Annotated in this window: 21 protein-coding genes and 1 pseudogene; 7 read left to right on the top strand and 15 right to left on the bottom strand. The window is 65.8% G+C overall.

The genetic code is table 11. The features are described from left to right. Positions 1-82: 82 nt before the first annotated feature. The gene (locus OKW29_RS18035; protein WP_429291976.1) at positions 83-2,056 is read left to right on the top strand and encodes a methyl-accepting chemotaxis protein; all 1,974 of its coding nucleotides are present in this window, start codon (positions 83-85) and stop codon (positions 2,054-2,056) included. Between the two features lie 44 nt (positions 2,057-2,100). On the opposite strand, the gene OKW29_RS18030 is transcribed toward OKW29_RS18035, so the two are convergent. Beyond that, positions 2,101-2,754, bottom strand: a complete 654-nt coding sequence (locus OKW29_RS18030) for a glutathione S-transferase family protein (RefSeq protein ID WP_090810346.1) — start codon at positions 2,752-2,754, stop codon at positions 2,101-2,103. A gap of 228 nt (positions 2,755-2,982) precedes the next feature. Here OKW29_RS18030 and OKW29_RS18025 point away from each other — a divergent pair, with 228 nt between their 5' ends. Then, positions 2,983-4,422 (top strand): polyhydroxyalkanoate depolymerase, encoded by a 1,440-nt coding sequence (locus OKW29_RS18025; RefSeq protein WP_429291975.1) that lies wholly within the window; start codon positions 2,983-2,985, stop codon positions 4,420-4,422. A 37-nt stretch (positions 4,423-4,459) separates the two neighbouring features. Here the strand turns inward: OKW29_RS18025 and OKW29_RS18020 are convergent, their stop codons facing one another. From OKW29_RS18020 to OKW29_RS18000, 5 genes and pseudogenes are all read right to left on the bottom strand, one after another. Then, a complete protein-coding gene (locus tag OKW29_RS18020; RefSeq protein WP_090808250.1) occupies positions 4,460-5,071 on the bottom strand; it encodes a flavin reductase family protein in 612 nt (203 codons plus the stop codon). A 110-nt stretch (positions 5,072-5,181) separates the two neighbouring features. Further along, the gene (locus tag OKW29_RS18015) at positions 5,182-6,057 is read right to left on the bottom strand and encodes a 3-hydroxyacyl-CoA dehydrogenase family protein (protein ID WP_429292530.1); all 876 of its coding nucleotides are present in this window, start codon (positions 6,055-6,057) and stop codon (positions 5,182-5,184) included. Between the two features lie 213 nt (positions 6,058-6,270). Next, positions 6,271-6,576: a hypothetical protein gene (locus tag OKW29_RS18010; RefSeq protein ID WP_184037958.1), complete on the bottom strand. Its 306-nt coding sequence runs from the start codon at positions 6,574-6,576 to the stop codon at positions 6,271-6,273. 497 nt (positions 6,577-7,073) lie between these two features. Continuing rightward, positions 7,074-7,232 carry a hypothetical protein gene (locus tag OKW29_RS18005; protein WP_429291974.1) on the bottom strand — a complete coding sequence of 53 codons (159 nt, stop codon included), beginning with the start codon at positions 7,230-7,232 and terminating at the stop codon, positions 7,074-7,076. Positions 7,233-7,394: 162 nt separating this feature from the next. Continuing rightward, positions 7,395-8,766 (bottom strand): annotated as a pseudogene (locus tag OKW29_RS18000) (hypothetical protein). 374 nt (positions 8,767-9,140) lie between these two features. Here OKW29_RS18000 and OKW29_RS17995 point away from each other — a divergent pair. Next, complete coding sequence (locus tag OKW29_RS17995) at positions 9,141-10,274, top strand: AGE family epimerase/isomerase (protein ID WP_429291973.1); 1,134 nt, start codon at positions 9,141-9,143, stop codon at positions 10,272-10,274. A gap of 302 nt (positions 10,275-10,576) precedes the next feature. Continuing rightward, on the top strand, positions 10,577-10,780 hold the full coding sequence (locus OKW29_RS17990; RefSeq protein ID WP_018424088.1) for a cold-shock protein: 204 nt from the start codon (positions 10,577-10,579) through the stop codon (positions 10,778-10,780). 133 nt (positions 10,781-10,913) lie between these two features. Here the strand turns inward: OKW29_RS17990 and OKW29_RS17985 are convergent, their stop codons facing one another. After that, positions 10,914-12,536 carry a methyl-accepting chemotaxis protein gene (locus OKW29_RS17985; protein ID WP_429291972.1) on the bottom strand — a complete coding sequence of 541 codons (1,623 nt, stop codon included), beginning with the start codon at positions 12,534-12,536 and terminating at the stop codon, positions 10,914-10,916. 282 nt (positions 12,537-12,818) lie between these two features. Between OKW29_RS17985 and OKW29_RS17980 the strand changes: the two genes are divergently transcribed. Further along, entirely contained in the window at positions 12,819-13,253 is a 435-nt protein-coding gene (locus tag OKW29_RS17980) for a PaaI family thioesterase (RefSeq protein WP_184037950.1), read from the top strand. A gap of 86 nt (positions 13,254-13,339) precedes the next feature. Here OKW29_RS17980 and OKW29_RS17975 read toward each other — a convergent pair whose 3' ends face one another. The 4 genes from OKW29_RS17975 to OKW29_RS17960 are packed head-to-tail and all read right to left on the bottom strand — an operon-like array spanning position 13,340 to position 16,896. Further along, positions 13,340-14,188 (bottom strand): ureidoglycolate lyase, encoded by an 849-nt coding sequence (locus OKW29_RS17975; protein ID WP_184073097.1) that lies wholly within the window; start codon positions 14,186-14,188, stop codon positions 13,340-13,342. A 52-nt stretch (positions 14,189-14,240) separates the two neighbouring features. After that, positions 14,241-14,984, bottom strand: coding sequence for an SDR family oxidoreductase (locus OKW29_RS17970; RefSeq protein ID WP_429291971.1), 744 nt, complete (start codon positions 14,982-14,984; stop codon positions 14,241-14,243). 33 nt (positions 14,985-15,017) lie between these two features. Next, on the bottom strand, positions 15,018-15,848 hold the full coding sequence (locus OKW29_RS17965) for an amidohydrolase family protein (RefSeq protein ID WP_429291970.1): 831 nt from the start codon (positions 15,846-15,848) through the stop codon (positions 15,018-15,020). Positions 15,849-15,855: 7 nt separating this feature from the next. After that, positions 15,856-16,896, bottom strand: a complete 1,041-nt coding sequence (locus OKW29_RS17960; RefSeq protein ID WP_429291969.1) for an aldo/keto reductase — start codon at positions 16,894-16,896, stop codon at positions 15,856-15,858. 260 nt (positions 16,897-17,156) lie between these two features. Here OKW29_RS17960 and OKW29_RS17955 point away from each other — a divergent pair, with 260 nt between their 5' ends. Both OKW29_RS17955 and OKW29_RS17950 read left to right on the top strand, forming a co-directional pair. Continuing rightward, complete coding sequence (locus OKW29_RS17955) at positions 17,157-17,942, top strand: IclR family transcriptional regulator (RefSeq protein ID WP_429291968.1); 786 nt, start codon at positions 17,157-17,159, stop codon at positions 17,940-17,942. A gap of 100 nt (positions 17,943-18,042) precedes the next feature. After that, positions 18,043-18,588, top strand: coding sequence for a hypothetical protein (locus OKW29_RS17950; protein WP_184004394.1), 546 nt, complete (start codon positions 18,043-18,045; stop codon positions 18,586-18,588). A gap of 42 nt (positions 18,589-18,630) precedes the next feature. Here OKW29_RS17950 and OKW29_RS17945 read toward each other — a convergent pair whose 3' ends face one another. The 4 genes from OKW29_RS17945 to OKW29_RS17930 all read right to left on the bottom strand — a co-directional run bounded on the left by OKW29_RS17945 (position 18,631) and on the right by OKW29_RS17930 (position 25,215). Then, positions 18,631-21,066 (bottom strand): GNAT family N-acetyltransferase, encoded by a 2,436-nt coding sequence (locus tag OKW29_RS17945; RefSeq protein ID WP_429291967.1) that lies wholly within the window; start codon positions 21,064-21,066, stop codon positions 18,631-18,633. Positions 21,067-21,237: 171 nt separating this feature from the next. Then, positions 21,238-22,839, bottom strand: a complete 1,602-nt coding sequence (locus OKW29_RS17940; RefSeq protein ID WP_429291966.1) for a peptide chain release factor 3 — start codon at positions 22,837-22,839, stop codon at positions 21,238-21,240. Positions 22,840-23,591: 752 nt separating this feature from the next. Continuing rightward, positions 23,592-23,891: an H-NS family nucleoid-associated regulatory protein gene (locus tag OKW29_RS17935; protein ID WP_018424077.1), complete on the bottom strand. Its 300-nt coding sequence runs from the start codon at positions 23,889-23,891 to the stop codon at positions 23,592-23,594. 124 nt (positions 23,892-24,015) lie between these two features. Next, positions 24,016-25,215 carry a serine hydrolase domain-containing protein gene (locus OKW29_RS17930; protein WP_429292529.1) on the bottom strand — a complete coding sequence of 400 codons (1,200 nt, stop codon included), beginning with the start codon at positions 25,213-25,215 and terminating at the stop codon, positions 24,016-24,018. Between the last annotated feature and the right edge of the window lie 30 nt (positions 25,216-25,245).

The raw sequence follows: 25,245 nt of genomic DNA, 5'->3' as shown, positions 1-25,245 counted from the left end.
CCCGAGCCGTAAACCAGTAAATCGATGCCGTTCGCGGCCATGCCCGACGCGCGCGTCGCCTGTCCCCTTTTCGCGCCTGCCCATGAACTCTCTCTTCTTGCGCCGCGCCAGCGTCGGCGCGCGGCTTGCCGTGCTCTCGTGCGTGCTGGTCGCGTTGATTTTCAGCACCTTCGCGTGGGCGCTCGCACGCGCCGCCGGCGACCAGATGCGCGACCAGGTGCTCGCCCGCATCGCCGAAAAAGACCGCTCGATCGCCGCGATGATCGAGCTGTTCGACAAGGCGCTGTCGGCCGAAGTCGATCGGTCGATGGCGCTGTTCGCGAGCTTCCTGCCCACCGACTTCTCGCTCGACGACACGCAGAAAGTCGACATCGGGAACACCGCGACGCCGACTTTCAAGGCCGGCGACAAGGTGCTGAATCTCGACTTCACGATTCCCGACCAGTTCCTCGAACGCAGCGGCGCGGTCGCGACCGTGTTTGCGCGCAGCGGCGACGACTTCGTGCGCGTGACCACCTCGCTGAAGAAGCAGGACGGCACCCGAGCGGTCGGCACGCTGCTCGACCGCAAGGGGCCGGCGTATGCGCCGCTGCTCGCGAACCGTTCGTACACCGGCCTCGCCGTGCTGTTCGGCAAGCGCATGATCACGCAGTACCGGCCGATCGCCGACGCGAGCGGCCGCGTGATCGGCGCGCTGTTCGTCGGTGTCGACGTGGACAAGGAGATCCAGTCGGTCCAGGACGGCATCCACGCGCTGAAGATCGGCGCGAGCGGCTATTACTTCGTGCTCGACGCGTCGAGCGGCGCGGAGCGCGGCAAGCTGCTCGTGCATCCGGCCGCCGCGGGCCAGAAAGCCGACGACGCCAACGCGCCGTATCAGCGCATGCTCGACATGAAGCAGGGCGAGCTCGACTACCGCTCGGCCGACGCGACGCTCGGCGAGAGCGACGCGCGCGACAAGTTCGTGTCGTTCGTCACGGTGCCGGAGTGGCAGTGGCTCGTCGGCGGCGTCGCGCCGCGCGACGAAGTGATGGCTGAGGTCGTGCGCACCCGCAACGCCTTCCTGCTGCTCGGCCTCGCGCTGGTCGGCCTGTTCGCGATCGTGTTCCTCGTCGCGGTACGGCGGCTCGTCAGCCGTCCGCTCGACGAAGCCGCGCGTGCGTCGGAGCGTCTCGCCGCGGGCGATCTGAGCGTGCGCGTCGCGCAGCACGGCCGCGCGCGCGCCGACGAGATCGGCCGCCTGATGCTGGCGATCGACGGCATCGGCGAAGGCCTCGCGCGCATCGTCGCGCAAGTGCGCAACGCGTCGGCCGACATGTCGGCGGGCACCGAGAAGATCGCCACCGGCAGCGGCAACATCGCGATGCGCATCGCGACCCAGGCGAGCAGCCTCGAAGAGACCGCGGCGAGCATGGAGCAGATCACGTCGACCGTGCAGCAGAATGCCGATCACGCGACCGAAGCGAACACCCTCGTCACCCACGCCGCCGACGCCGCGCTCGAAGGCGGCCGCGCGGTCGAGCGCGTGGTGTCGACGATGGGCGAGATCGGCCGCTCGTCGCAGAAGATCGCCGAGATCACGACGGTGATCGAAGGCATTGCCTTCCAGACCAACATCCTCGCGTTGAATGCGGCCGTCGAAGCGGCGCGCGCGGGCGAGCACGGCAAGGGCTTCGCGGTCGTGGCGTCGGAAGTGCGCGCGCTCGCGCAGCGCAGCGCGGCGGCGGTGAAGGAGATCGAGGGCGTGATCGCGGCGTCGAGCGCGAACGTCGACAGCGGTTTTCGCATCGCCGAAGAAGCGAGCGCGACGATGCAGGGAATCGTCACTCAGGTCGGTCAGGTCCGCGCGATCATGAGCGAAATCAATGTCGCGTCGCGCGAGCAGTCGGGCGGCATCGAGCAGGTCAACCTGGCGGTCACGCAGATCGGCGAGGCGACGCAGCAGAATGCGACGATCGTCGTCGATGCGGAAGCCGCGGCGGCCGAGTTGCGCGAGCAGGCTGCGCGGCTCGCGCAGCTGGTCAGCGTGTTCAAGCTCGAAGGCGAGCGCGGCTGACGGATCTGCTTGATGTGGACGGCCGCGGACGGCGGCCGCCGCGCTCAGAACTCGACGTCCAGTTCATCGATCTCCTCGACCTCCTGACGCGCGAGCGCGATCCACTCGCGCATTTCGGGCAGCGCCATGATGCGCTGCCCGTATTCGACCATATCCGGATCGAGTTGCACGTCATAGGTCACGAAACGCGTAACCACCGGTGCGTACATCGCGTCCGCGGCGGTCCGCTCGCCGAACAGGAACGGGCCGCCGTACTCCTTCAGACATTCACGCCAGATCGTCACGATCCGCTCGATATCCGATTGCGCGCGCGCCCATACCTTGAAGCCCGGGAAATGCGCCTTCAGGTTCATCGGCAGCGCCGAGCGCAACGACGCAAACCCCGAATGCATCTCGCCGCAGATAGAGCGGCAATGCGCGCGGGCGCGGATCTCGTGCGGCAACAGCGCGGCTTGCGGCTTCAGCTCGTGCAGATATTCGGCGATCGACAGCGTGTCCCAGACCTTGACGCCGTCGTGCACGAGGCATGGCACCAGAATCGACGGCGACAGCAGCAGTAGTTCGGCGCGCGTCGCGGGGTCGTCGATCGGCACCACGATTTCTTCGAATGGCAAGCCGCTGAACTTCGTCAGCAGCCAGCCGCGCAGCGACCACGACGAATAATTCCTGCTGCTTATCGTGAGCGTAGTATTTCCCATACGTGTGTCCTCCAGATCGGGCATCGCGCCGCGCGTGCCTGCACCCATGCACGCCGCGGTGCGCGCGCGCACCAAAGCGCGGCAAGGCCGGCCCATTTCGCCTATGCACGCAAGTGATATGCCGACCCACGCAGATATGACGCGACACAGGGGCAACGCGCGCCAGCGCCTGGCGCACCACTTGCTTTTATTCGAGTTCCTGTCTTTCTGGCGCATTCGCGTGAAAGTATGAATCTGTTCGCCTATCCTGCCTATCAGGCCTGCGCCGACCTGCTGCTACCGCTGCGGCACGGCGCGGCGCTGGCGAACCGTTCGCTCGATGCGTGGTCCGCATTCGCGGCTACGCCGCGCGGACGCTCGCTGCGCGCGACGTGCGAACTTCTGGTGCTCGGCGGACTCACGCCAAAGCGGCCGCCGTTCGGCATCGACAGCGTCGTCGCCGAAGGCGAGCCGGTCGCGGTGGTCGAGGAAGTCGTCGCGCGCACGCCGTTCTGCTCGCTGCTGCATTTTCGCAAGGCCGCCGTGCTTTCAACGCCGCAGCCGCGCGTGCTGATGATTGCGCCAATGTCGGGCCACTTCGCGACGCTGCTGCGCGCAACCGTGCGCACGATGCTGACCGAGCACGACGTCTATATCACCGACTGGCACAACCCGCGCGACGTGCCGCTTGGCGAAGGCCGCTTCGGCTTCGACGAATTCGTCCGCCACGTGATCGACTTCACCGCGACGATCGGGTCCGGCACGCATCTGCTCGCGGTCTGTCAACCGACCGTCGCAGCGCTCGCCGCCGTCGCGCTGATGGCCGCCGACGACCATCCCGCGCAGCCGGCCAGCATGACGCTGATGGCCGGCCCGATCGACACGCGCATCAATCCGACGCGCGTCAACGAACTGGCCAGGAGCCGGCCGATCGAGTGGTTCGAGCGCAATCTGATCAGCGCGGTGCCGTTCGGGTTTGCCGGCGCGCAGCGTCGCGTGTATCCGGGTTTCGTGCAGCTGGCCGCGTTCATGGCGATGAATCCGGGCCGCCACGCCGACTCGTTCGAAACGATGTACTACGAGCGCGGCAAGGGCGATCCGCGGAAAGCCGACACGATTCGCACGTTCTACGAAGAGTACTTCGCGACGATGGATCTGACCGCCGACTTCTATCTGGAGACCGTCGACACGGTGTTCCAGCAGCATGCGCTGCCGTTACGCGCGCTCGAAGTCGAGGGGCGGCTGGTGGAGCCGTCGAAGATTCGCCGCACCGCATTGCTGACCGTGGAAGGTGAAAAGGACGATATCTGCGCAGTCGGTCAGACGCTCGCCGCGCAGGACATGTGCGATCGTCTGCGGCCGTATCTGAAGACGCATCACGTGCAAACGGGCGTCGGCCACTACGGCGTGTTCAGCGGACGTCGCTGGGAGCGGGACATTTATCCGCGCGTGCGGGCCGTGATTTACGACAATGAACCGCGCGCGGTGCTCGTCAGCTCGCGTGCGCGCCCGATCCAGCCGGTGCCCGCGGCGATTGCGGCGGAAGTCACGGCGGCCGCGCCGGTCGCGGCTGCGGTCGTCGAGGTCGAAGTGGATGCGCCCGTGGGCGGGCGCGGGAGCGGCAACAGTGACTCCGCGGCAGAAACGTCCGCGCAGTCCCCACGCAAGCCGCCGCCGGTGACACCCTGAGCGATCCGCTAATCAGCGGAAGCTGCTGAGGGCGAGTTCAGGCCGTTGGCCGGATCATCTGGAACATCTCGCCGATCTGCGCATAGTCGGCGCGATAACCCGCGCGCATGATCGGCTGCGCGGCGTGCGTGTCGAACAGGCCGTCCTTCAGATACGCGTCGTCGATATGCACGCCGACCACCTGGCCGAGCGACAGATAGTTGTCCATCGGCTTGCCGTCGACATCATGCAGACGCACGATCTGCAGCAGCTTGCATTCGAGCGCCGCCGGCGATTCGGCCACGTGCGGCACCGCCACGTTGCGGCCCGGCGCCGGCGTGAGCCCGGCCAATGCGAACTCGTCGACATGCGGCGCGACCGGCGCCGACGAGCGGTTCATCTGCTCCGCGAGCGGCCGGGTGGCGAGATTCCAAACGAATTCGCCGGTCGCCTCGATGTTGGCGAGGCTGTCCTTGCGGCCCTCGCTGCTAAAACCGATGATCGGCGGAAAGGTCGCGAACGCGCCGAAAAAGCTGTATGGCGCGAGATTGAGCGTGCCTTCGGCATCGCGCGACGAAATCCAGCCGATCAGCCGCGGCGCGACGATCGCCTTGAAAGGATCGTGCGGGAGGCCGTGACCGGCGGCGGGGTCGTAGAAGTAGTGAGGCATGAAGTGGCTTGGGGTTGGCTTGGAGTTGATTGAGGTTCACTTGCGACGCGTGTGGCAGTTAGCGCGAAAAGCGGCGGAGTACCAGGCACGGAACGGCTATTTATACCGCACTAGCCGCGCCCGATCACGCGCTTGCGCCCTTCCTTTACCCACGCGATGCGCGCTTCATCCCAGTCATGAAACCCCGCGCCGCTGCGCACGCCGACACGCCCCGCGTCGACCTGCGCGCGCAGCAGATCGATCACGTCCTCGTCTTTCGCGAGTTGCGGCATCAGATGCGACGCGATGTCGACGAACGTGTCGAGTCCGCCCATGTCCGCGCCCTCGAATGGTCCGACGATGCCCCAGCGACGTCCCAGCGAAGCTTTCATCACACGATCGACGACCTCGGGCGTCGCGGCCCCCGAACGCACGATGTGCAACGCCTCGCGCAGCACCGCGAACTGCAGCCGATTACCGACGAAGCCCGGAATCGCCTTCGCGAGCACGACCGGCTCCATGCCGATCGCGCTCATCAGTCCGGCGGTTTGCCGCACGACTTCGGGCGCGGTCTCGGTGCCCGGCACGACCTCGACGAGCGGAATCATGTGCGGCGGGTTCCAGAAATGCGCGATCACGAAGCGTTCTTTCGCGCGCAGCGGGGTGGCAAGCTGGTCGGGCGGGAAGCCGCTGGTGTTGCTCGCGAGGATCGCATCATCGGCGAGCAGGCTGGTCAGCGTCGCGTAGAGGCGGTGTTTGAGTTCGAGCACTTCGGGAATCGCCTCGATCACGAAGCGCGCTTGCCCGATCGCATCGAGTTGCGCATTGGTTTCGATGCGCGCGAGCGCCGCCTGTTTGGCAGCATCGTCGATACGGCCCGCGTCGATCAGTTCGTCGAGCACGGCTTGCGCTTTCGGCGCGACGCTCGCGAGTCGCGCCGGATCAACGTCGTGAACGATCGTCCGGTATCCATGCAACGCGGCCTGCGTCGCAATGCCGACGCCCATCAGTCCCGTGCCCACCACCCCTATCGCTACATCCTGTGTCGTCTTGTCCACACGCGCTCCCGCTGCCGTCGATGAAAGCCCCGAAGCATAGCGCAGCACGCGCAATACCACGGTCGGACTCGCACGCCCAAATGCGACGAAGCCGGCCTTCCCCTCGAGGGAAGACCGGCTTCGTGGACTCACGCCGCCTGTTGCGACGCCATCAGGCGCGCTTTAGTAGCGGGGGGGCGGGGTGCGGTGATCGTCGCCGCGGTGGTGCGGATCGTAGTCGCGCGGATGATGGCGCATCCACTCGTCGTGCTCCCAGTAGCGGTGGCCGTCCCAGTAACGATCGCCGTGCCAGCCGATGTTGATCGACACGCCCACCGGCATCATATGCGGTTGGCCGTACACGACTGGTGCCGGACCGTGTTCGACGATCACGCGGTCTTGCGCGAATGCGCTACCAGCCGCGACGAGTGCGCCGCCCGCGAGCAGCGTTGCGATCAGCGAGCGCGATGCCTTGCCAAAGTTTTTCATCATGACCTCCCGTCAAAGTTTTATTCCAGGCCAGCGTCCGTGTTTGCTCGGATCGTGCGATTCGCTTCGTTCGCTTCGCTTGTGAGCCGAACCAGACGCCGTACGCTTGAGACTCACTTTAGTGGCCCGGATCGCGTGAAGACGTTAGCACTTGTAAGCGAGCATTTCATAGATGGGGCCTGTTGATGGAAGCGCGGTGTCGCTTTCGCGCTTCATTCAACAAAGGTTTACGGGCAATGCTTTCATTCGACTCGCTGAATCAGCGTGAAAGCTGGTTACATTCATTTCGGCCCCGAAATAATTCGCAAGGAGTCGGACAGACACTGGAGGCTTGGCGCTGATACGTCTGTCTCGTCGCGCAATGGTGCATCGCGACAAGAGAGCCCCGAAAAACAAAAAGCCACGATCCGCATTTCGCGAATAGTGGCTCAATGAGAAGCGCACTCGAGGTGCGCGCCCCGGCGCGTTGTCGCGCGCTCGGGAGGTGCGGCTGGTTTTTAGTCCCTCAGCTTGATGCCGAACAGCGTGGCCTGCGCGCGGCGCAGACGCTCTGCTTCACGGGCACGCGCTGCGTACGAGTAGTCCGAATCCAGCGGCAGATGGGGCGACGCAAAGAGGTCGCTGACCTTTTGGAACAGTGCAAAGATGTAGCTCATGGCGACTCCCGGTTAGTGACTGCATTGCTAGCGTTTTCCCTTAGTCGTGATTATAGGGGTTTTCCCTAGGGAAAAGCTAGTGCAATGCAGCAAATTTTCGCTGCTGCGGGTGCCGCGATGTCATTGGGCCGGGAGGCGTTGCATCGCGACAACGTCCCCGATTTAGTGACTCGGCGGCCGCCGGTGCGAAGCGCGAGCGTGCCTCGCGCGCGTCGGCGTCGCGCTGGGCTGTAGGGGCGCGGCGGGGGGCGCTGCGGTGGGGGGTCGTGGCGGCGGGCGCCGACGCGGCGTTCGCTGTCGCCGCATGCGCGTCGAGCAGGCTCACCATCGCCGCTTGCTGGTTCTGCATCATCTGTTCGATGCGGTGTTGCTGGGCCGTCGTCTCGCGCGTGAGGCGCATCAGCAGCAGCGTCTGCGCGATGCCGATCGCCACTGTCACCAGCAGCGCACCGACCACGATCGACAGCATCCATTTCACGCGCCGCGAATGATCGGTCGCGGCGCGGCGTTGATCGGCGATCACGCCATAAAGCGCATCGACCGTATCGGCGAACGCGGTGGCACGCGCGCGGTCGAGTTCCGGCTCCGAACGTAGCGCGGCGGCGGCCGCGTCGGTGCGGCGCGCGTCACGCGAGGAAGTGGCGAATCCGGCGTGGTTGTCCGCGGACGAGGACCGGGGTGTCGTCAGCAGCGCGGTGGCGGAGAGCTTGTCGTCCTGTTTCGTGGTCACGGCCTCTGGCGAGGCGGATTGCGTACGCGTCGCGGGCTCGTCGGCGGACTGGCTCATGCTACTGCCGTCGGTCGCAGCGGACGTTGCAAGCGAAGCCGGGGCGGTAGCCGCTGCGGCATCGCGCGATGCCGTCGCGGCTTTCGCGAACGTCGCGGCGAAACGCTGCCGCGGCTTGCCCGCGCCCGCCGTCGCAGCCGACTCCGCTTCGGCCGCCTGGCGCAACGCGGTCACGCTGCGCGCGACGGTCGCGGCGGCCATCGCCGAGCTGAGCGGCGCGGATGGCTCACGCGACGTTGCCGCGGGCTTGTCGTCGGTGTTTGCTGCGGCGTTCGGCGCTGAGCCGTCGGGGGCACCGTTCGCGGGCTCGTTTGCGGGCTTGTTTGCAGACGCATCCGCAACCGCCATCATCGGCTCGGCGTCAAACCCGCTCAACTGCCCGTTCACCGGCATCGGCGCATCCAGCTTCGCCACACGCGGTGCGCGGCGCGCAGTTCTGTCGAGCGACCCGTGTTCATCGAATACGCCGACCGCCTGCAGCACCACGTCCGGCAGTTCGAAGCCGTGCAGCGTGCCTTGGCGGACGTCGATGTTCATCGCCTCGAGCGTCGCGCGGGTCGGATCGTCGGGGAACAGGTCGAGCGTGCTGTCGTCGCGCGCGACGCCGCTCAGTTGCGCGAGGCGTTGCGCCGAGCGCGCCGCGCGCGCCAGCTTGTTTTCGGTTTCGGTGGAGACGGCGCCCTGGCGCTGCTTCTTCGAAGCGACGCGCGGGGGCATGGACTGCGGGGATGCTGCGGAATCTGCCATAGAGGAAAAAGCGGTCGTCGCCAGGAACGGGGCGCCGGATGCCGCTTGTCATTGCCATTGGAATATTTAGAGCCAGCATTGTCGCATGGCGCTCCGCCCGTGCCGAAGCCATTCCCCGTCGATTTGCGCCCTTTCGCGCGCCTCGCGCCTTTCACGACCTCGCGTCGTCGCCCTGGAATTCCCGCACGCCGTGCAATTGCCGAAGGCGAGCGCAGCGTCGAGCATTTCGGATGCTTGACCCAAGCTGTCAGCGCGAGGCGTTTGCTTTATGCTAGGCCGCACACCGCAGCAGTCTCGGCGAGCGGAATCCCGAACCTCCGCCCTGAACACTGCCTCGACACACTGCGCGCGTTGCGCACCCGAACCAACCGACGATGCCAAGCACGCTCCCTCCCCCTGCTTCGACGACCATCGCCGCGACCGCGCTGCGCGAGCACTTCGCGAACGTGGTGCTGCCGATGTGGCGCGGGCCCGGCTTCAATCACCCGTTGCAGCTGCCCTACGAAGCGCTCGACGCCACCGGCGGCGAACCGCTGCCCGCGCAACGCTATCGGGCGATGGCATGCGCGCGGCAGCTGTTCACGTTTGCACAAGCGGGTGACATGGAACACGCGCGCGTGCTGTTCGATTCGCTGACTCGCAGCTTTCGGGACGCCGATCACGGCGGATGGTTCTACAGCGTCGACGCGCTCGGCCTGCCGCTCGACACGACCAAGGACCTCTACACGCACGCGTTCGTCGTGTTCGCGTGCGCGGAATACGCGCGGCGCTCCGACAACCTCGACGCGCTGAAGCTCGTGCACAGCACGACCGCGCTGATCCAGTCGAACTTCGCGGCCGACGGCGATCTGTTCAACGCCGCGCTCAACGTCGACTTTTCGAAGGTCACCGCCACGCCGTTGCAGAATCCGCTGATGCACCTGACCGAAGCGTGGCTCGCCGCCTGCGAGGCGACGCGCGACAACGTCTTCGGCGCCGCGTTGCGCCGCCTCGCTGGCGCGGTCGCGCGACACTTCGTACATGCGCCGAGCGGCTGTATCGCCGAATTGCCGATCGGCGCGAGCGGCAACCGTCTGGAGCCGGGACATCAGTTCGAGTGGTACTGGCTGGTCAGGCAGGCGGGCGCGCTGTTCGACGGCACGGGGCTAACCGACGCGCTGGCGCGCGCCTTCACCTTCGCGCAGCAGCATGGCGTGAACCCGGACAACGGCGGCGTGTGCGCATCGCTCGACGAGGCTGGCAAGGTCAGCGACGCGACCCAGCGGATCTGGGCGCAGACGGAATATCTGCGCGCGCTCGCCAGTCACGACGATCCGGCCGTGCGCGCGGCGCTGCCGCAACAGATCGCACGTTTTCAGCGATGCTTTTTGCATGAACACGGCTGGTTCGAATGCAAGACATCGAGCGGCGAAATTGCACGTACGGACATGCCGTCAACGACGCCTTATCATCTCGCCACCGCCTACGCGGCGCTGCCTGTGGACGCCGAATTTCGAGCGGGAACTTAGCCGAATTTGGCCAGTGATAGATGAAGTTCGATGCCTGATCGTCTCAATAAAGTGCGGCATGCACGGACGAATGTCCGCCGCCGGGTCGCGGGAGAAATTTTATGTCGCTGGTAAACCCTGGCGCAAAAAAGTTCTCCTCAGACGTTCTCAAAGCGCGAAAAAACATCAAAACCGGGGAATACCCGGATGCAGGTTGATTGGCGTCTGTCATAAAGACGTGATACAACTCTTCCCTCGCGCTCGCTCTTGCATTCGAGCAATTGCGGTCGCGATGCAATACACAACATTTATTTGGATCAAAAATGGCAACAGGTACTGTTAAGTGGTTTAACGATGCAAAGGGCTTTGGCTTCATCACCCCGGACGACGGCGGCGAAGACCTGTTTGCACACTTCTCGGAAATCCAGTCTTCGGGCTTCAAGTCCTTGCAGGAAAACCAGAAAGTGTCGTTCGAAGTCAAGCAAGGCCCGAAGGGCAAGCAGGCTGCAAACATCCAGCCGGTCTAAGTTCCTTCGGGTACTTTGAGACAGACTTGGACGTTACGATAGGCGCCTCTACAGGCGCTTGCGTCTAATGCAAAATGGCTCGCTTTACGCGGGCCATTTTCTATTTCTGCGTCGTTTTTAAGCGTTCGCCGCTTTAAAGCGCATGCATTCCGGTTAATGCGAATTCTGCGTTTGCGACAGACATTGCTCCGCGCTGTTGCGTACGCAACACACTTTCAGAAATTTCGAACACGGAAACGGCCTGCTTCAGTTGCTCGGTTTGCTGATGCAGCGAAGCCGCCGCCGCGGCGGCCTGCTCGACGAGCGCCGCGTTCTGCTGCGTCATCTCGTCCATCTGCACGACCGCCTGATTCACCTGCTCGATGCCGGTGCTCTGCTCGAGCGACGACGCGCTGATTTCGGCCATCATCTGCGTGACGCGCGAGATCGACGCCGACACATGACTCATCGCTTCGCCGGCGCGCTCGACGAGCATCGAGCCGCCCTGAATCTCCGCGACCGATTCGCTGATCAGCGTCTTGATTTCCTTCGCCGACTGCGCGCTGCGTTGCGCGAGGCCGCGCACTTCGCCGGCCACGACCGCGAAGCCGCGGCCCTGCTCGCCCGCGCGCGCCGCCTCGACGGCGGCATTCAGCGCAAGGATGTTGGTTTGGAACGCGATGCCGTCGATCACCGAAATGATCTCGGCGATCTTGTCCGAGCTCTGCGCGATGCCGCGCATCTTGTCGACCACCTCATTGACGACTTCGCTGCCGCGCGACGTCGCGTCAAGCGCGGTCTCCGCGAGCGCATTGGCTTCGCGCGCATGATCGGCGTTCTGGCGCACGGTCGCTGTGAGTTCCTCCATGCTCGATGCCGTTTCCTCGAGCGATGCCGCCTGATTTTCGGTGCGCGCCGACAGATCGGCGTTGCCGGTCGCGATCTCGTTGGCGCCAAGATGGATCGAGTCGGCCGATTCGCGCACGCTCTTGACGGTGCGTGCGACGCTTGCCTGCATCGTCGCGAGGCCCGAGAACAGACGGCCGATTTCGTTGCTGCCGCGTGCGGCGATCGGTTGATCGAGACGGCCTTGGGCGATGCGCTCGAAGTGGCGGCCCGCTTCCTCGAGCGGTGCCACGACGCCGCGGCGCAGCGCCGTATAGACGGCGAGCGTGCCGGCGACGAGTACGAGCAAAATCACCACGCTGACGATGCGAAACGCCGCCACGCGCGCATCGATCGAATCGAGCGACGCGCGGCTCGCGGCGTCGCCGAATTGCCCAAAGTTGTGCACTTCCGCCAGATAAGCGTCCTGAAACGACTGCGTCGGCTGATCGAGGAAGGCCTGGATGTTGTTCGAGTCGAGATACTGCGCGAGCTCCGCGAGCGCGCCATGCAGCGTCTTGTAGCGTTCGGCGAGCGCGGCGGCGCGCGCGCTGTTTTCGTCGCTGGTCTTCTGCGCGCTCATGAAGGCCGCGAAAGACTGATCGGCGGCGGCGAGCTGTTCGCGAGCGTGCTGCACGATGTCCGTGGGCTCGGTGCCCCCGCGCACCATGCGCGTGCCGGCACGCGACAGATTGATGCGCGCGTCCATCAGGCGCTGCGTCGTCTGGTTGACCGCGTCGACCTGCTTCAACGCGATGTTCGACAGATCGCCGACGTCGTCGTGCGTGCGCGTCAGTGACCAGAAGCCCAACCCTACCGTGACGAGCTGGAAGACGCAGAACGCGGCCAGAACACATAGCAGGCCGGATGCGACCTTGATCTTGCTGAACATCGTGGACACCTGGGAACAAAGGATAACGGAGATACACCAGGGTTAACGGCAGGCCGATTGGCGGCTTGAGGCCTATTCCCGCAAAAAGGGCTCTACGTGCAGGCTTCATCGTCGATCGTCGAGATTGCGGTTGTTTTGCGCAACAATGCGCCGCTGGTCACGCGGAATCACCTTGCGCAGCGCAGCGGCACTTCCTAGAGTGGGTAGGGACCGCGTGACGCACGCCGCGCGGATGTTTGTTGCACCGATGCACTACCCAGACCCCTGCACGAAGGAACCACGATGACCGACCTACTCGACCGGGCGCGCGGCGCACTGCACGCCCAGCCGTTCAGCATGCTGCTAGGCGCGGAGTTGATGCACGCCGGCAGCGACGAGCTCACCCTATGTCTGCCGATTCGAGATGAACTGCGGCAGCAGCATGGCTTCGTACATGGCGGCGTCATCAGCTATCTCGCCGACAATGCGTTGACGTTCGCTGGCGCGCTGTCGCTGGGTCCGAGAGTCGTGACCGGTGAGTACAAGATCAATTATCTGCGCCCGGCAGTGAAGGGCACGCTGATCGCGCGCGCCAGCGTGGTCTATGCGGGCAGGCATCAAGCGACCTGCCAGTGCAGCGTGTTCGTGATGGAGGGGAATCGCGAGAAGCTGGTGGCGGTTGCGCAGGGGACCGTGAATCGGATTGGAGAGGACGGGGAGCAAGAGGCGGGGGCTTAAAGCCGGGACGCCATGAAAAAAGCCGCTCCTGCGCGAAACAGGAACGGCCTTTCATTCACGGCGATATGACGGAAAGAGAAAGCGCGTTACTCCGCCGCGTAAGTCTTCTGCGTCTGCTCGCCCAGCCCTTCGATACCCAGACGCACGGTCTGCCCCGGCTTCAGAAACACCGGGTTCGGCTTCACACCCATGCCGACGCCCGGCGGCGTGCCGGTCGAGATAACGTCGCCCGGCTGCAGGCTCATGCACTGCGACACATACGACACCAGCTTCGCGACACTGAAGATCATCGTCTTCGTGCTGCCGTTCTGGTAGCGATGGCCGTCCACTTCGAGCCACAAGCCCAGGTTCTGGGGATCGGCGACTTCGTCGCGCGTGACGACCCACGGGCCGATCGGGCCGAACGTGTCGAAGCCCTTGCCCTTGTCCCACGTGCCGCCGCGCTCGATCTGCCATTCGCGCTCCGACACGTCGTTGATGACGCAGTAGCCGGCCACATGCTCGAGCGCGTTTGCTTCGTCGACATACTTCGCCGCCTTGCCGATCACGACGCCGAGTTCCACTTCCCAGTCGGTCTTCTTCGAACCGCGCGGGATTTCGATGTCGTCGTTCGGGCCGCTGATCGCGCTCGTCCACTTGTTGAAGATGACCGGTTCGGCCGGTACCGGCAGATTCGATTCCGCCGCGTGATCCGCATAGTTCAGGCCGATGCAGACGAACTTGCCGATCTTGCCGACGCACGGTCCAACGCGCGGATTACCTTCGACGACCGGGAGCGTTGCCGGATCGAGCGCGCGCAGTTTCGCGAGACTTTCATCGCCGAGCCCAGCGCCGTCGATATCGCCCACCACCTTCGACAAATCGCGAATCTTGCCTTGCGCGTCGAGCAGGCCCGGCTTTTCCTGGCCTTTCGGCCCATAACGAAGCAGTTTCATCGTTGCATTTCCCTTTACGTTCAGTAGTGTCCGGTTCGTCAGTCAATCAGAATCAGTTCGACCATCCGCCGTCGATTACATGGAGTTGGCCCGTCGTGAACGACGACTCGTCGGACGCGAGATACAGCGCGAGCGCGGCGATCTCCTCCGGCTTGCCGATGCGGCCCATCGGCTGACGCGCGACGAAGGCGGCCTGCACCGCATCGAGCGACGCGCCCTGCGCCTGAGCCTGCGCGGCGATTCGCTGTTCGAGCGACGGCGAGGACACCGTGCCCGGGCAAATCGCGTTACAGCGTACACCACGCGTGACGAAATCCGCAGCGACGGACTTCGTCAGCCCGACCACCGCGGCCTTCGACGCGCCGTACGCGAAGCGATTCGGCACGCCCTTCACGCTCGACGCCGCCGACGACATGTTGATGATCGAGCCGCCGCCCTTCTCCAGCATGGCCGGCAAGAACGCGCGAATCATACGGTACATGGCCTTCGCGTTGAGGTCGAACGCGAAATCCCAGTCCTCCTCGCTGCATTCGAGGATATTGCCCGAGTGTACGAAGCCCGCGCAGTTGAACAGCACGTCGATCGTGCCGACTTCCGCGGCGAGCGCCTTGATTGCCGCGCCATCGAGCACGTCGAGCTTGCGCGCCTCGACCGGCTTGCCGGCGAGTCCGTCGATGCGGATATCGGTGGCGATCACGCGCGCGCCTTCGCGCGCGAACAGTTCGGCGGTGGCGAGACCGATACCTTGTCCCGCCGCGGTGATCAGGGCCGATTTGCCGGCCAGTCTTTGTGTCATCTACGACTCCAGTTGAATGGGCTGCTAACGAAATCAAAGCCGATAAAACGCGGCGGCGTTCTCGCCGAACACGGCGTCGCGCTCGGCGTCGCTCAACGACGCGACGAGCGTGGTCGCCACCGAATGCCACAGCAGATAGTCGCCGTTCAGTTCGAGCACCGGCCAGTCGCTGCCCCACATCAGCCGCGCGGGACCGAAGGTGTTCAGCAGATGCTCGACGTAGGGCCGCAGCGTGTCCTCGGTCCAGCCGGGCGAGGCCTCGGTCGCGAGACCCGACAGCTTGCAGTGCACCTGCGGCAGCGCGGCGAGCCGCGTGATCGCGTCGCGCCATACCGGGTAGCCCGCCTGGCCGTAGCGGATCGGCGGCTTCGCGCCATGATCGACCACCATGCGCAGCGCCGGAAAACGCTGCACAAAGACCTCGACGTATTGCATGTGACGCGCGTAGATCAGCGCATCGAACGCGAGATCGTGCGCGATCAGCGCCTCGATCGCCGGCGCAAGATCGGGGTTCGCGATCCAGCCGTCGTCGGGCAGATCCTGAAGCATCGGCCGCACGCCCTTGAACTTCGGCTCGCGCGCGAGCAACTCGATCAGATCAGGCGCGTTCGGCAACAACAGCGGCACCCAGCCGACCACGCCCGCGATCGACGGCTCGTGACGCGCGATGTCGAGCAGGTAGCGGGTTTCGTCGAGCGTCGGCGCGGCCTGCACGACCACGGTCCGCTCGATGCCGGCCTGTTCGCGCAACGGCTTCAGATCATCAGGCCCGAACGGCCGGTAGAGGATTTTCAGCTCCGGCGTCAGCCACTCGTAGTCACCCCGCGCGGGGTCCCAGTAGTGCTGGTGAGCGTCGATCGGCATGGTCGGATCAGTCCTCGGGCGCGGGCGCACGGGGGTCGAGCAGGCCCGCGTCGCGCAATGCGGACCACAAGGCCGCGGGGATCGGCAGCTCGAACGACGCGACGTTCTCGCGCAATTCGTCGACGCTACGCGCGCCGGTCAGCACGGTGGCGACCGCCGGGTGCGCATACGGAAACTGCAACGCGGCGGCGGCGAGCGGCACGTCATGCGCGCGGCATACCGCCTCCAGACGCGCGACGCGCTCGATCACCTCGGGCGGCGCGGCGCCGTAATTGAACTTCAGATCGCCTTCGACGCCCCGCGCCAGAATGCCCGAATTGAACGCGCCGCCGAGCAGGATGCTGACGCCGCGCGCCTCGCAGGCGGGCAGCAGGTCGTCGAGGGTGGTCTGCTCGAGCAGCGTATAGCGGCCCGCGAGCAACGCGCAATCGATATCGCACTCGGCCATCGCGTCGAGGATCACCGCGCCCTCGTTGACGCCGAGGCCGAGCGCCTTGATTGCGCCCGTCGAGCGCAGGCGCTCGAGCGCACGGAAGCCGCCCCCTTCGGTCAGTTGCCGCCAGTAGTGCGGATGCTGGTCGCCGTGCGTGACGCGACCGATGTCATGCACGAGCAAGACGTCGATATCGATGATGCCGAGGCGCTGCTGGCTGTCCTCGAACGAACGCAGAATGCCGTCGTGCGTGTAGTCGTAGATTGCTTCGAACGGCAGCGGATTCTGCCAGCCTTCGCGGTCGTCGAATGGCGACGTGCGCGGCACGAAGCGGCGGCCGACCTTGGTCGACAGCACATACTCGCCGCGCGGATAGTGGCGCAGCGCGGCGCCGAGCCGATGCTCGGCCTTGGTGTTGCCATAGTGCGGCGCGGTGTCGAAGTAGCGCACACCCGCGTCCCAGGCGGCGGCGATCGTCGCTTGGGCCTCCTCGTCGGACAGATCGCGGTACAGGCCGCCGAGCGGCGCCGTGCCGAGCCCCAGTCCGCTCACCTGCAACGAGCCGCGGCCGATACGGCGCCGCTGCCCGATTTTCGATACGATCGATGCCGACATGAGCGTGTCTCCAGATTTGTGGGCTTTTTACCATGCGGCGGCGAGGGTGCGGCGGTCACACTCCGCGCACCGCTTGGGAAGTGCATTCATTCACCAATGAACGTATTATTCATATTCGAATTTTTCCAAGTCAAGAAAACTACGCGGCGCGGATGCCTGGGTTTTCCCTGGACATAGGCCATCCAGTTCGCGAAATGCTACGCACTCGCCCGCGCACACCAGATAATAAAAACTCCACACGGACTTCTCGGACCCTCACGATGGACGCCGAAGACAAGGACGACGACCGCTATCGCGCCCCCGCGCTGGATAAAGGCCTCGACATTCTCGAGCTACTGTCCGAGCAGAAGGAAGGACTCACGCGCGCCGAAATCACGCGGCAGCTGGGCCGCAACGCGAGCGAGATGTACCGGATGCTCGAACGCCTCGTCGCGCGCCAATACGTGGTGCGCTCGGCGGCTGGCGACCGCTACTCGCTGAGCCTGAAGCTGTTCGCGCTCGCGCACCGTCATCCGCCAATGAACCGGCTGATCGCGGAAGCGCTGCCGCTGATGCAGCGTTTCGCCGATGCGGCCGAGCAGTCTTGCCACCTCGTCGTCTACGACCGCGGCAACCTGCTGGTGATCGCGCAAGTCGACGGACCGGGCACATGGGGCATGTCAGTGCGGCTCGGTTCGCGGGTCGGCCTGATCGACACCGGTTCGGGGCGCGTGATGCTCGCGTTCCAGAGCGTCGATCAGCGCCAGCAGATGCTGGCGGAGCACACGAAGGTGAAGGGCGAAGTGACGCTCGATCGCGACGCGCTGGAGGAGGCCTGCGAGCGCATCCGCGCGGCGGGCTTCTGGCAGAAGGACAGCCAGCAGACCTTCGGCGTCACCGACGTGACGTTCCCGATACTCGCGCCGTCGGGACAGGCAATCGCCGTGCTGACCTGCCCGTATCTGCGGCGGATCGACGAATACGTCGCGCCGACGCTCGAAGCGGCCACCACGCTGCTGCGCCACACGGTGCAGGCGCTGTCGATGTTCCGCGAGCAGGCGGCATGATCGGTAAGTTGCGCGGCGGCGCGCACGCGCACATGGTTTAGAATGGCGGCCCTTCCAAAACAACGCCGCATGACGGGCTCATGCGCGCATCGATTGAGCAATGGCCAAACTTCTGACCGATTCCGAATTCCAGCGTTTTTCCGAACTCCAGCAGAAGCAGTCGAGCTTCACGATCACCGCCGAAGAAGCCGACGAACTGCGCGACATCGTCGCCCACGCGCAGAAGCGCCGCGACGACCGCGCCGCCGCGATGCAAAGCATCGAGACCTTCATCCAGCAGTTCCACATCACGCCCGACGAGCTGTTTTCGCCCGAGCAGATCGGCGAAGCGGCGCGCACCTACGGCCTGATTCCGGCCGCGCGCAAGGAGCGCGTGCTGCCGCCGTCGCTGACGTTCAACGGCAAGCCGTACCAATGGACCACCCGTGCGCTGCCCGACGAAATTCGCGTGCCGCTGTTCGACGCGTTCAAGGGCGGTGAGTCGGTGAAAGCGTTCATTTCGACGCTGAAGGACGCGAACCGCTGCGCCGCGACGATCGCGCGGCTCGAACGCGAAACCGGCGCCGTGTATGCGCAGGCATGGCTCGACGAGCTGTCGGTCACGCGCGCGCAGGTCGATGAGGCGGCTCAGAAGCTGGCGGCGTGAGGCGGTGAAGCCATGCGTTGAGCGGCTCGCGACGTCAGCCGCTCAACGCGCCGGCTGGTTCTGCGCGGCGGACTTCGGGTCCGCCCCCGCCGTTTCGTCGAGCGCCATCCGGAAGCCGACCACACCGGGGTCATCGGTCCGCGTGATCGTGAAGCCGCTGGCCTTCGCGAGCGCGATCATCGCGGTGTTCTCGCGCAACGCTTCACCGATCAGCCAGTGCGTGCCGCGCGCCCGCGCGTACGCGATGATCCGCTGCATCAGCAACTGGCCGAGGCGCCGCCCTTTCTGATCCGAGCGCACGGTCACCGCGAATTCGGCCGTCTCGTTGTCGGGATCGGCCACCGCACGCACCACGCCGAGCGTCTGCGCGACGCCGTCTTCGTTGTCGACCGTCGCGATCAGCGCCATTTCCCGGTCATAGTCGATCTGCGTCATGCGCGCGAGTTGAGAGTGGTCGAACGCGCCGACTGAAGCGAAAAAACGCAGCCGCAAATCTTCCGGCGTCATCGCCTGCACGAACTCGCGATGCGCGTTTTCGTCTTCGGGGCGAATCGGCCGCACCGTTACACGCCTCCCCTGCCAGTCGATCGTTTCCTCGAAGCGGCGCGGATACGGCACGATCGCGAGACGGCTGCGCTGCGCGCCGAGCCGCAACACGGGATCGACCACCGTCACGCGGTCCCGGTAGACCCTGAGCTTCAACGACAGGCCGACGATCTCGCGCACGTCGCAAACCGCTTGCGACACCGCCGTCAACGCCGCGAGCGTCGGCTCCGGCGCGACCAGCCTCGCGTAGTGCGAACGCGTGACGATATCGCGCGCGAGCATCGGATTGAGCGGCGGCAGGCCGTACACGTGCAACCCGCTGGAAACGCCGTCGATCGGCGGTGCGGCGAAGCGGAACACGGGGCCGAAGTTGTCGTCGTCGTGCAGTTCGACGGCGACGTCGACGATGGGTTTTGCGGCGCCGTCGGCATCGGCGCCCGACGCGTGGGCGCCCCCTCCTTGCGCACCCTCCACCCGCAACCCGAACCGCGACAGAAACCGCGCCGCCGCCGCCCCGGCAAGCTCGCTCGCGCCCGCCGCCAACGCTTCGCGAGCCTGCGCCTGGGCGGCGTCGATCGACTCGGGAATCTGCGCGGGCAGGCCTTCCGGCGTTTGCATCAGCAGTTCGCGGCCCAGCCGGTAATCGACCAGACGGGCGAAGGCGCGCGCGAGCCGCTGCGGCGTCGTGTGCACCGGGATGCCCTGCGCATGCAGCGCGTCGCGCCTCGTCGCATCGACACCGCCGAAAAAGCACGCGAGCAGCCCGCGATACGCAAAGCGCTGATGCTCGATCAGCGCCTGCGCGACGTCGTCGACGGGCGCGCCATGCGTCGATGCGTGCACCACGACGGCGGTGCCGGTCTCGCGATACTCGCCGAGCAGCTTCAGCGCGGTGCCGAAGTGCTCAGGACGCGCGCCGTCGCCGAGCAGCAGCGGATTGCCGCCGACCGCGAGCGGCAGCGCCTCGCGCAGCGCGTCCGACGCCGCGGCCGGCCACGGCGCCAGCAGGCCGCCGGCGGCGGTGAACGCGTCGCGCGCGAGCGTCGCGAGACCGCGGTCGCTAGTGATCAACGTGGCGGTGGCGCCCGCCGCCACGCGGCCGACGCCGAGCGTTTCGATTTCGTCGAGCAGATCGTCGAGCGCGTCGACGCGCACGAGGCCCGCGCGCCGGAACGCCGCTGTGTAGAGACCGTCGGCGGGATCGTCGCGGCCGGAGCGCAGCGCGAGCACCGGCTTGTTGCGCGCCGCCGCGCGCGCGGCCGACATGAACTTGCGCGCCGCCCGCACGCTGTCGAGTTCGAGCAGGATCGCGCGGGTGCCGGGGTCGCTCGCGAGGTAATCGAGCACGTCGCCGGCATCGACGTCGGCCTCCGCTCCGAGCGCCACCGCGTGCGAAAAACCGAGCCCGCGCGCTCGTGCCCAGCCGAGCACTGCGTTGGTCAGCGCATTCGACTGCGACACCCACGCGACGCCGCCCGCCTTGACCGTGCACGACGGCGCGCCCAGATGCGCGCCGAGCGCCGGCGACACCACGCCGAGACTGCCGGGTCCGACGATGCGCAACAGATGCGGCCGCGCCGCCGACAGCGCGTGCCGCAGCTCGAGCCGGTCTTCATCGCTGCGCACCTCGCCGACGATGATTACGGCGCGCGTGCCCATGCCACCGAGCTTATGGATCAGCGAGGGCCACGTCGCGGGCGGCGTGCAGATCACCGCGACGGTGGGCGCCTGCGGCAGATCGCCGACGTCGGGAATCACCGGGTGGACGCCGAGCGTCGCGTGCTTCGGATTGACCGGCCACAGCGGGCCGTCGAAGCCGCCTTCCAGCACACGCGCCCAGACCATCGCGCCGGTGCTGCCCGGCCGCTCGGACGCGCCGATCACGGCGACGGATTTCGGGCGAAACAAGGCGTCGAGGTTGCGAACGGTCACGGGCGCTCCATGCGGTTGGACAGGAATTGGAGCCGGCTTCGCGGCGAGGCGGGTGGTTCCGTCAGCATAGGCGAAGTCGCGCGCTGGCGCGGGACGTTGTTGCGGCGGAAAAGTAAAAAGCCGCGTCGAACGACGCGGCTTTTTTGCTTCGAAACCAGCGGACTCGCGGTTTTACATCGCCTTTCTGAACGGCGCCCCCGAGTGCTCGCGCAACTCGTTGAACACGATCTTCGGCCACGCCTTCTGCGCGACTTCGATCTCCGATACGTGCGAGGCCAGATAGGTCGGCGCATCGGACGCATCGAGCGCGATGCGCGCCGAGTACGAGTCGGTGAAGCGGCGCAGCTCGGCCGCATCGTCGCAGGTCACCCAGCGCGACAGCCGGTAACGCGCCGGCGCCATGCGCACGTCGACCTTGTATTCCGTCGACAGACGGTGCGACACCACTTCGAACTGCAGCTGCCCGACCGCGCCGAGAATCATCAGACCGCCGGCTTCGGGACGGAACACCTGGATCGCGCCTTCCTCGCCGAGCTGCTTCAGCGCTTCGCCGAGCTGCTTCGCGCGCATCGGATCGACCACTTCGACGGTCTGGAAAATTTCCGGCGCGAAGAACGGCAGGCCGACGAACTGCAGCTGCTCGCCTTCGGTCAGCGTATCGCCGAGACTCAGCGTGCCATGGTTCGGAATACCGATGATGTCGCCCGGATACGCCTCGCTCACCGTCTCGCGACGCTGCGACAGGAACGTGACCACGTTGTTTGCGCGGAACGTCTTGTTCGAGCGCGTGACCTTCACCGCCATGCCGCGCTCGAAACGTCCCGAGCACACGCGGATGAACGCGACGCGGTCGCGGTGCGCGAGGTCCATGTTCGCCTGCACCTTGAACACGACGCCGGTGAACTTCGACTCTTCCGGCTGCACCGGACGCTGCACGGTCATGCGCATCGACGGCGGCGGCGCGAGGTCGACCAGCGCGTCGAGAATCTCCTTCACGCCGAAGTTGTTGATCGCCGAACCGAACAGCACCGGCGACTGCTGGCCGGCGAGGAACTGCTCACGGTCGAACTCGGGCGTCGCGCCGGTGATCAGATCGATTTCTTCCTTCGCACGGACCCACGCGTGGCCGAAACGGCGCTCGCCTTCCTCGTTGCTCAGCGCCTGCAGCCTTTCGACCGCGCCGCCGGCCGTGTCCTGACCGGCGCGGAACACGCGCACCTGATCGCGCTGGACGTCGTAGACGCCCTGGAAATCCTTGCCCATGCCGATCGGCCATGTGAAAGGCACCGCCGCCACGCCGAGGTGCTGCTCGATCTCGTCGAGCAGTTCGAGCGGCTCGCGCACTTCGCGGTCGAGCTTGTTGATGAACGTGACGATCGGCGTCTTGCGGCTGCGGCAGACTTCCAGCAGCTTCAGCGTCTGCGCTTCGACGCCGTTCGCGCCGTCGATCACCATCACGGCGGCGTCGACCGCGGTCAGCACACGATAGGTGTCCTCGGAGAAGTCTTCGTGGCCCGGCGTGTCGAGCAGGTTGATCACGCAATCGCCGTACTCGAACTGCATCACCGAGCTCGCGACCGAAATGCCGCGTTGCTTTTCGATTTCCATCCAGTCGGACGTCGCGAAGCGGTTGCTCTTGCGGCCCTTCACGGTACCGGCGATCTGGATCGCGCCCGAGAACAGCAGCAGTTTTTCGGTGAGCGTGGTTTTACCCGCGTCCGGGTGGGAAATGACCGCGAACGTGCGGCGGCGTTTGAGTTCGGAGACTGACATCGGGTCTGGCGGTCACGGAAAGGGGTTCAGGCGATTCCCGGCGGCCGTGGGCGGCCGGTATGCCGCGCGTGGCGCGGCGGCGTCGAGCTGCGAGAATCGGGCGCGGGCCCGGATCGGCCGGCGCTCGCGCCGCGTCCGAAAACGGGTGGCGAACGGGTTACGACCCAGCGTTCGACAATGCGGGAATCGCTGGCGCAAAACGGCGCAAGGTGCGAATGATACACGTCTGGCGCGACGGCCGGGGGAAAGGGCCCCGGCGCCGGACGGGGCGACGGCGCGAGCGTCGGCGCGCCGCGCATGCTTGTGGCAAAGGTGAGCGTTTTCGGGACTTGCGGCGGCGAATATCGACTTGCGGTCAAAGGTGAGGATCGCGAAACGCATGCACGCACCTGCCAGGTCGCGGGCGCCACCAACCCGATGCGCGGGAAAACGGCGATAAAGCTTCGCACCGCTATGAACAGGTTCCGGCTCGACACCTGGAAACGCCCGCCAGCAAAGGCTGTCGCGGGTTTGCGGCGAGCGGCGCGGGGCGGTGCGGCACGATGGCGATTCGCACCCGCGGAGGTGCGTCGCCCGACAAAGCCTGGCTCACCGAAGCATCCCGCGAGGTTCGAATGCATCGGTAAATATCGCCGTGTACGTTCGGGCGTCACGCAAAGGTGAGCGTTTTCGGGACCTTTGCAACGGTGCGAAACGGATCAGACCACACATCACTTCAGAGAACACGGACGCATCGGCGCGCACGACGAAGCTCAACCTTCGATCAGAAACCGCTCGCGATTTTTGCCGACGAGCCAGGCCGGCGAGCGCCCACGGCCGCTCCAGGTTTCGCCGGTTTTCGGATTGCGGTACTTGGCAACCGACGTCGTCGACGACTTGCGGCGCGGCTTCGGCGAGGCGCTCGTCAAGCCGAGTTCTTCGGCGGTCAGGTCGTATTCGGCAATCTTCTGCTTGATATCGGCGATAGCTTGCGAGACTTCTTTTTCGCGCGCGGCTGCGACTTCCTTGTGGAGTTTTTCGAGTTGCGCAGTCAGCTGTTTGTAAGATGCCATGCCGTTGTTCCCCCTCGGTTGGACGCACTGCGATGAATCGCGATGAATGGTTGGCGGACACTATCAGACGAATAAATCACAGGATAGTGAATCGCGCGGCCGAGCGCATGCGCGGCGGCTGCACTCAATCGTCGATCGCATCGTAGATGCGGCGTTCGAAGTCGATGGCCATCGGGAAGGGGTCGATCGAGCGGCGCTGGATCAGCATCAGGCCGATCATGTTCTCGACCGGATCGGCGAACCAGCTCGTGCCGTACGCGCCGGGCCAACCGAACGAGCCGAGCGAGCGGTAGCCGAGCGGCAATTGCTGCGCCGGATCATCGACGATCGACAGGCCGAGGCCGAAGCCTTGCCCCGCCCAGATCACGTGACCGAAGGCAGGCAGGCGGCGCTGGTCGCGGCTCAGGAAATTGCTGCGCATCAGGTCGACCGAGCGATGCGACAGCAGCCGCCTGTCGCCGACGCGGCCGCGCCCGAGCAGCAGTTGCGCGAATCGCAGATAATCCTCGGCGGTCGAGACCAACCCGCCGCCGCCGCTCTGAAAGCGTCGCGGATTGGCCCAGCGGCTCGCCGCCGCATGATCCTCGACCACACGTCGCCGCGTGCCGGGATCGATGTTGTACGCGGTGGCGAGGCGCGCAAGCTGTGCGTCGGGCACCCAGAACGCGGTGTCGCGCATGCCGAGAGGCGCGAAAATGCGCGTGCGGAAAAACTCCCCAAGAGTCATGCCGCTCACGCGTTCTATCAGCACGCCGAGCACGTCGGTCGCCACGCCGTAGTGCCAGCGCGAGCCGGGCTGGAACATCAGCGGCAACGCGGCGATGCGCGCGAGCCACGCGCTGTTGCCGCCGCTCGCCTCGAAGCCGTTGAACGCGGCTGCGTAGGCTTCGCCAAGCGGACCCGTCGCCGTGAAGTGATACGCGAAACCCGCGCGATGCGTGAGCAGGTCGAGCACTGTAATCGGCGCGCGTAACGGATCGGTCTGGTCGAGCGGGCCGGTCGGGTCACGCAGCACGCGCGGCGCGGCAAGCTCGGGCAGCCACCGCGAGATGGGCGCATCGAGCGCGAGGCGGTCTTCCTCGATCAGCATCATGATCGCGGCGCTCGTCACCGGCTTCGTCATCGACGCGATGCGAAACAGCGTGTCGCGCTCCATCGGCAATTGCGCGGCTTCGTCGCGTAGGCCTGCCGGTTCGAAGTAGCCGATTTCGCCGCGCCGCCATATGAGCGACACCACCCCCGCCACTTCGCCCCGCTCCACGTAGCCCTGCATCGCGTTGGTCAGCGTCGCGAGCCGGGTCGCGGCAAGTCCTGCTATCTGCATGTTCATTCTGTGTCGGTAAAAGAAAACGTG

Origin of the sequence: Paraburkholderia sp. CI3 (assembly GCF_050436505.1) — a bacterium.
GTDB classification, from domain to species: domain Bacteria; phylum Pseudomonadota; class Gammaproteobacteria; order Burkholderiales; family Burkholderiaceae; genus Paraburkholderia; species Paraburkholderia tuberum.
The sequence above is the reverse complement of the archived record's forward strand: the minus strand, read 5'-3'. Positions and strand labels throughout refer to the sequence as shown.

Coding starts and splice junctions, on each gene's coding strand:
- OKW29_RS17930 (WP_429292529.1), bottom strand. CDS start 25,215: ATGCAGATAGCAGGACTTGCCGCGACCCGGCTCGCGACGCTGACCAAC.
- OKW29_RS17935 (WP_018424077.1), bottom strand. CDS start 23,891: ATGGCATCTTACAAACAGCTGACTGCGCAACTCGAAAAACTCCACAAG.
- OKW29_RS17950 (WP_184004394.1), top strand. CDS start 18,043: ATGGCCAAACTTCTGACCGATTCCGAATTCCAGCGTTTTTCCGAACTC.
- OKW29_RS18030 (WP_090810346.1), bottom strand. CDS start 2,754: ATGGGAAATACTACGCTCACGATAAGCAGCAGGAATTATTCGTCGTGG.
- OKW29_RS17965 (WP_429291970.1), bottom strand. CDS start 15,848: ATGCCGATCGACGCTCACCAGCACTACTGGGACCCCGCGCGGGGTGAC.
- OKW29_RS17955 (WP_429291968.1), top strand. CDS start 17,157: ATGGACGCCGAAGACAAGGACGACGACCGCTATCGCGCCCCCGCGCTG.
- OKW29_RS18020 (WP_090808250.1), bottom strand. CDS start 5,071: ATGCCTCACTACTTCTACGACCCCGCCGCCGGTCACGGCCTCCCGCAC.
- OKW29_RS18005 (WP_429291974.1), bottom strand. CDS start 7,232: ATGAGCTACATCTTTGCACTGTTCCAAAAGGTCAGCGACCTCTTTGCG.
- OKW29_RS17985 (WP_429291972.1), bottom strand. CDS start 12,536: ATGTTCAGCAAGATCAAGGTCGCATCCGGCCTGCTATGTGTTCTGGCC.
- OKW29_RS17980 (WP_184037950.1), top strand. CDS start 12,819: ATGACCGACCTACTCGACCGGGCGCGCGGCGCACTGCACGCCCAGCCG.
- OKW29_RS17990 (WP_018424088.1), top strand. CDS start 10,577: ATGGCAACAGGTACTGTTAAGTGGTTTAACGATGCAAAGGGCTTTGGC.
- OKW29_RS17970 (WP_429291971.1), bottom strand. CDS start 14,984: ATGACACAAAGACTGGCCGGCAAATCGGCCCTGATCACCGCGGCGGGA.
- OKW29_RS17995 (WP_429291973.1), top strand. CDS start 9,141: ATGCCAAGCACGCTCCCTCCCCCTGCTTCGACGACCATCGCCGCGACC.
- OKW29_RS17960 (WP_429291969.1), bottom strand. CDS start 16,896: ATGTCGGCATCGATCGTATCGAAAATCGGGCAGCGGCGCCGTATCGGC.
- OKW29_RS17940 (WP_429291966.1), bottom strand. CDS start 22,839: ATGTCAGTCTCCGAACTCAAACGCCGCCGCACGTTCGCGGTCATTTCC.
- OKW29_RS18010 (WP_184037958.1), bottom strand. CDS start 6,576: ATGAAAAACTTTGGCAAGGCATCGCGCTCGCTGATCGCAACGCTGCTC.
- OKW29_RS17975 (WP_184073097.1), bottom strand. CDS start 14,188: ATGAAACTGCTTCGTTATGGGCCGAAAGGCCAGGAAAAGCCGGGCCTG.
- OKW29_RS18035 (WP_429291976.1), top strand. CDS start 83: ATGAACTCTCTCTTCTTGCGCCGCGCCAGCGTCGGCGCGCGGCTTGCC.
- OKW29_RS18015 (WP_429292530.1), bottom strand. CDS start 6,057: ATGGGCGTCGGCATTGCGACGCAGGCCGCGTTGCATGGATACCGGACG.
- OKW29_RS18025 (WP_429291975.1), top strand. CDS start 2,983: ATGAATCTGTTCGCCTATCCTGCCTATCAGGCCTGCGCCGACCTGCTG.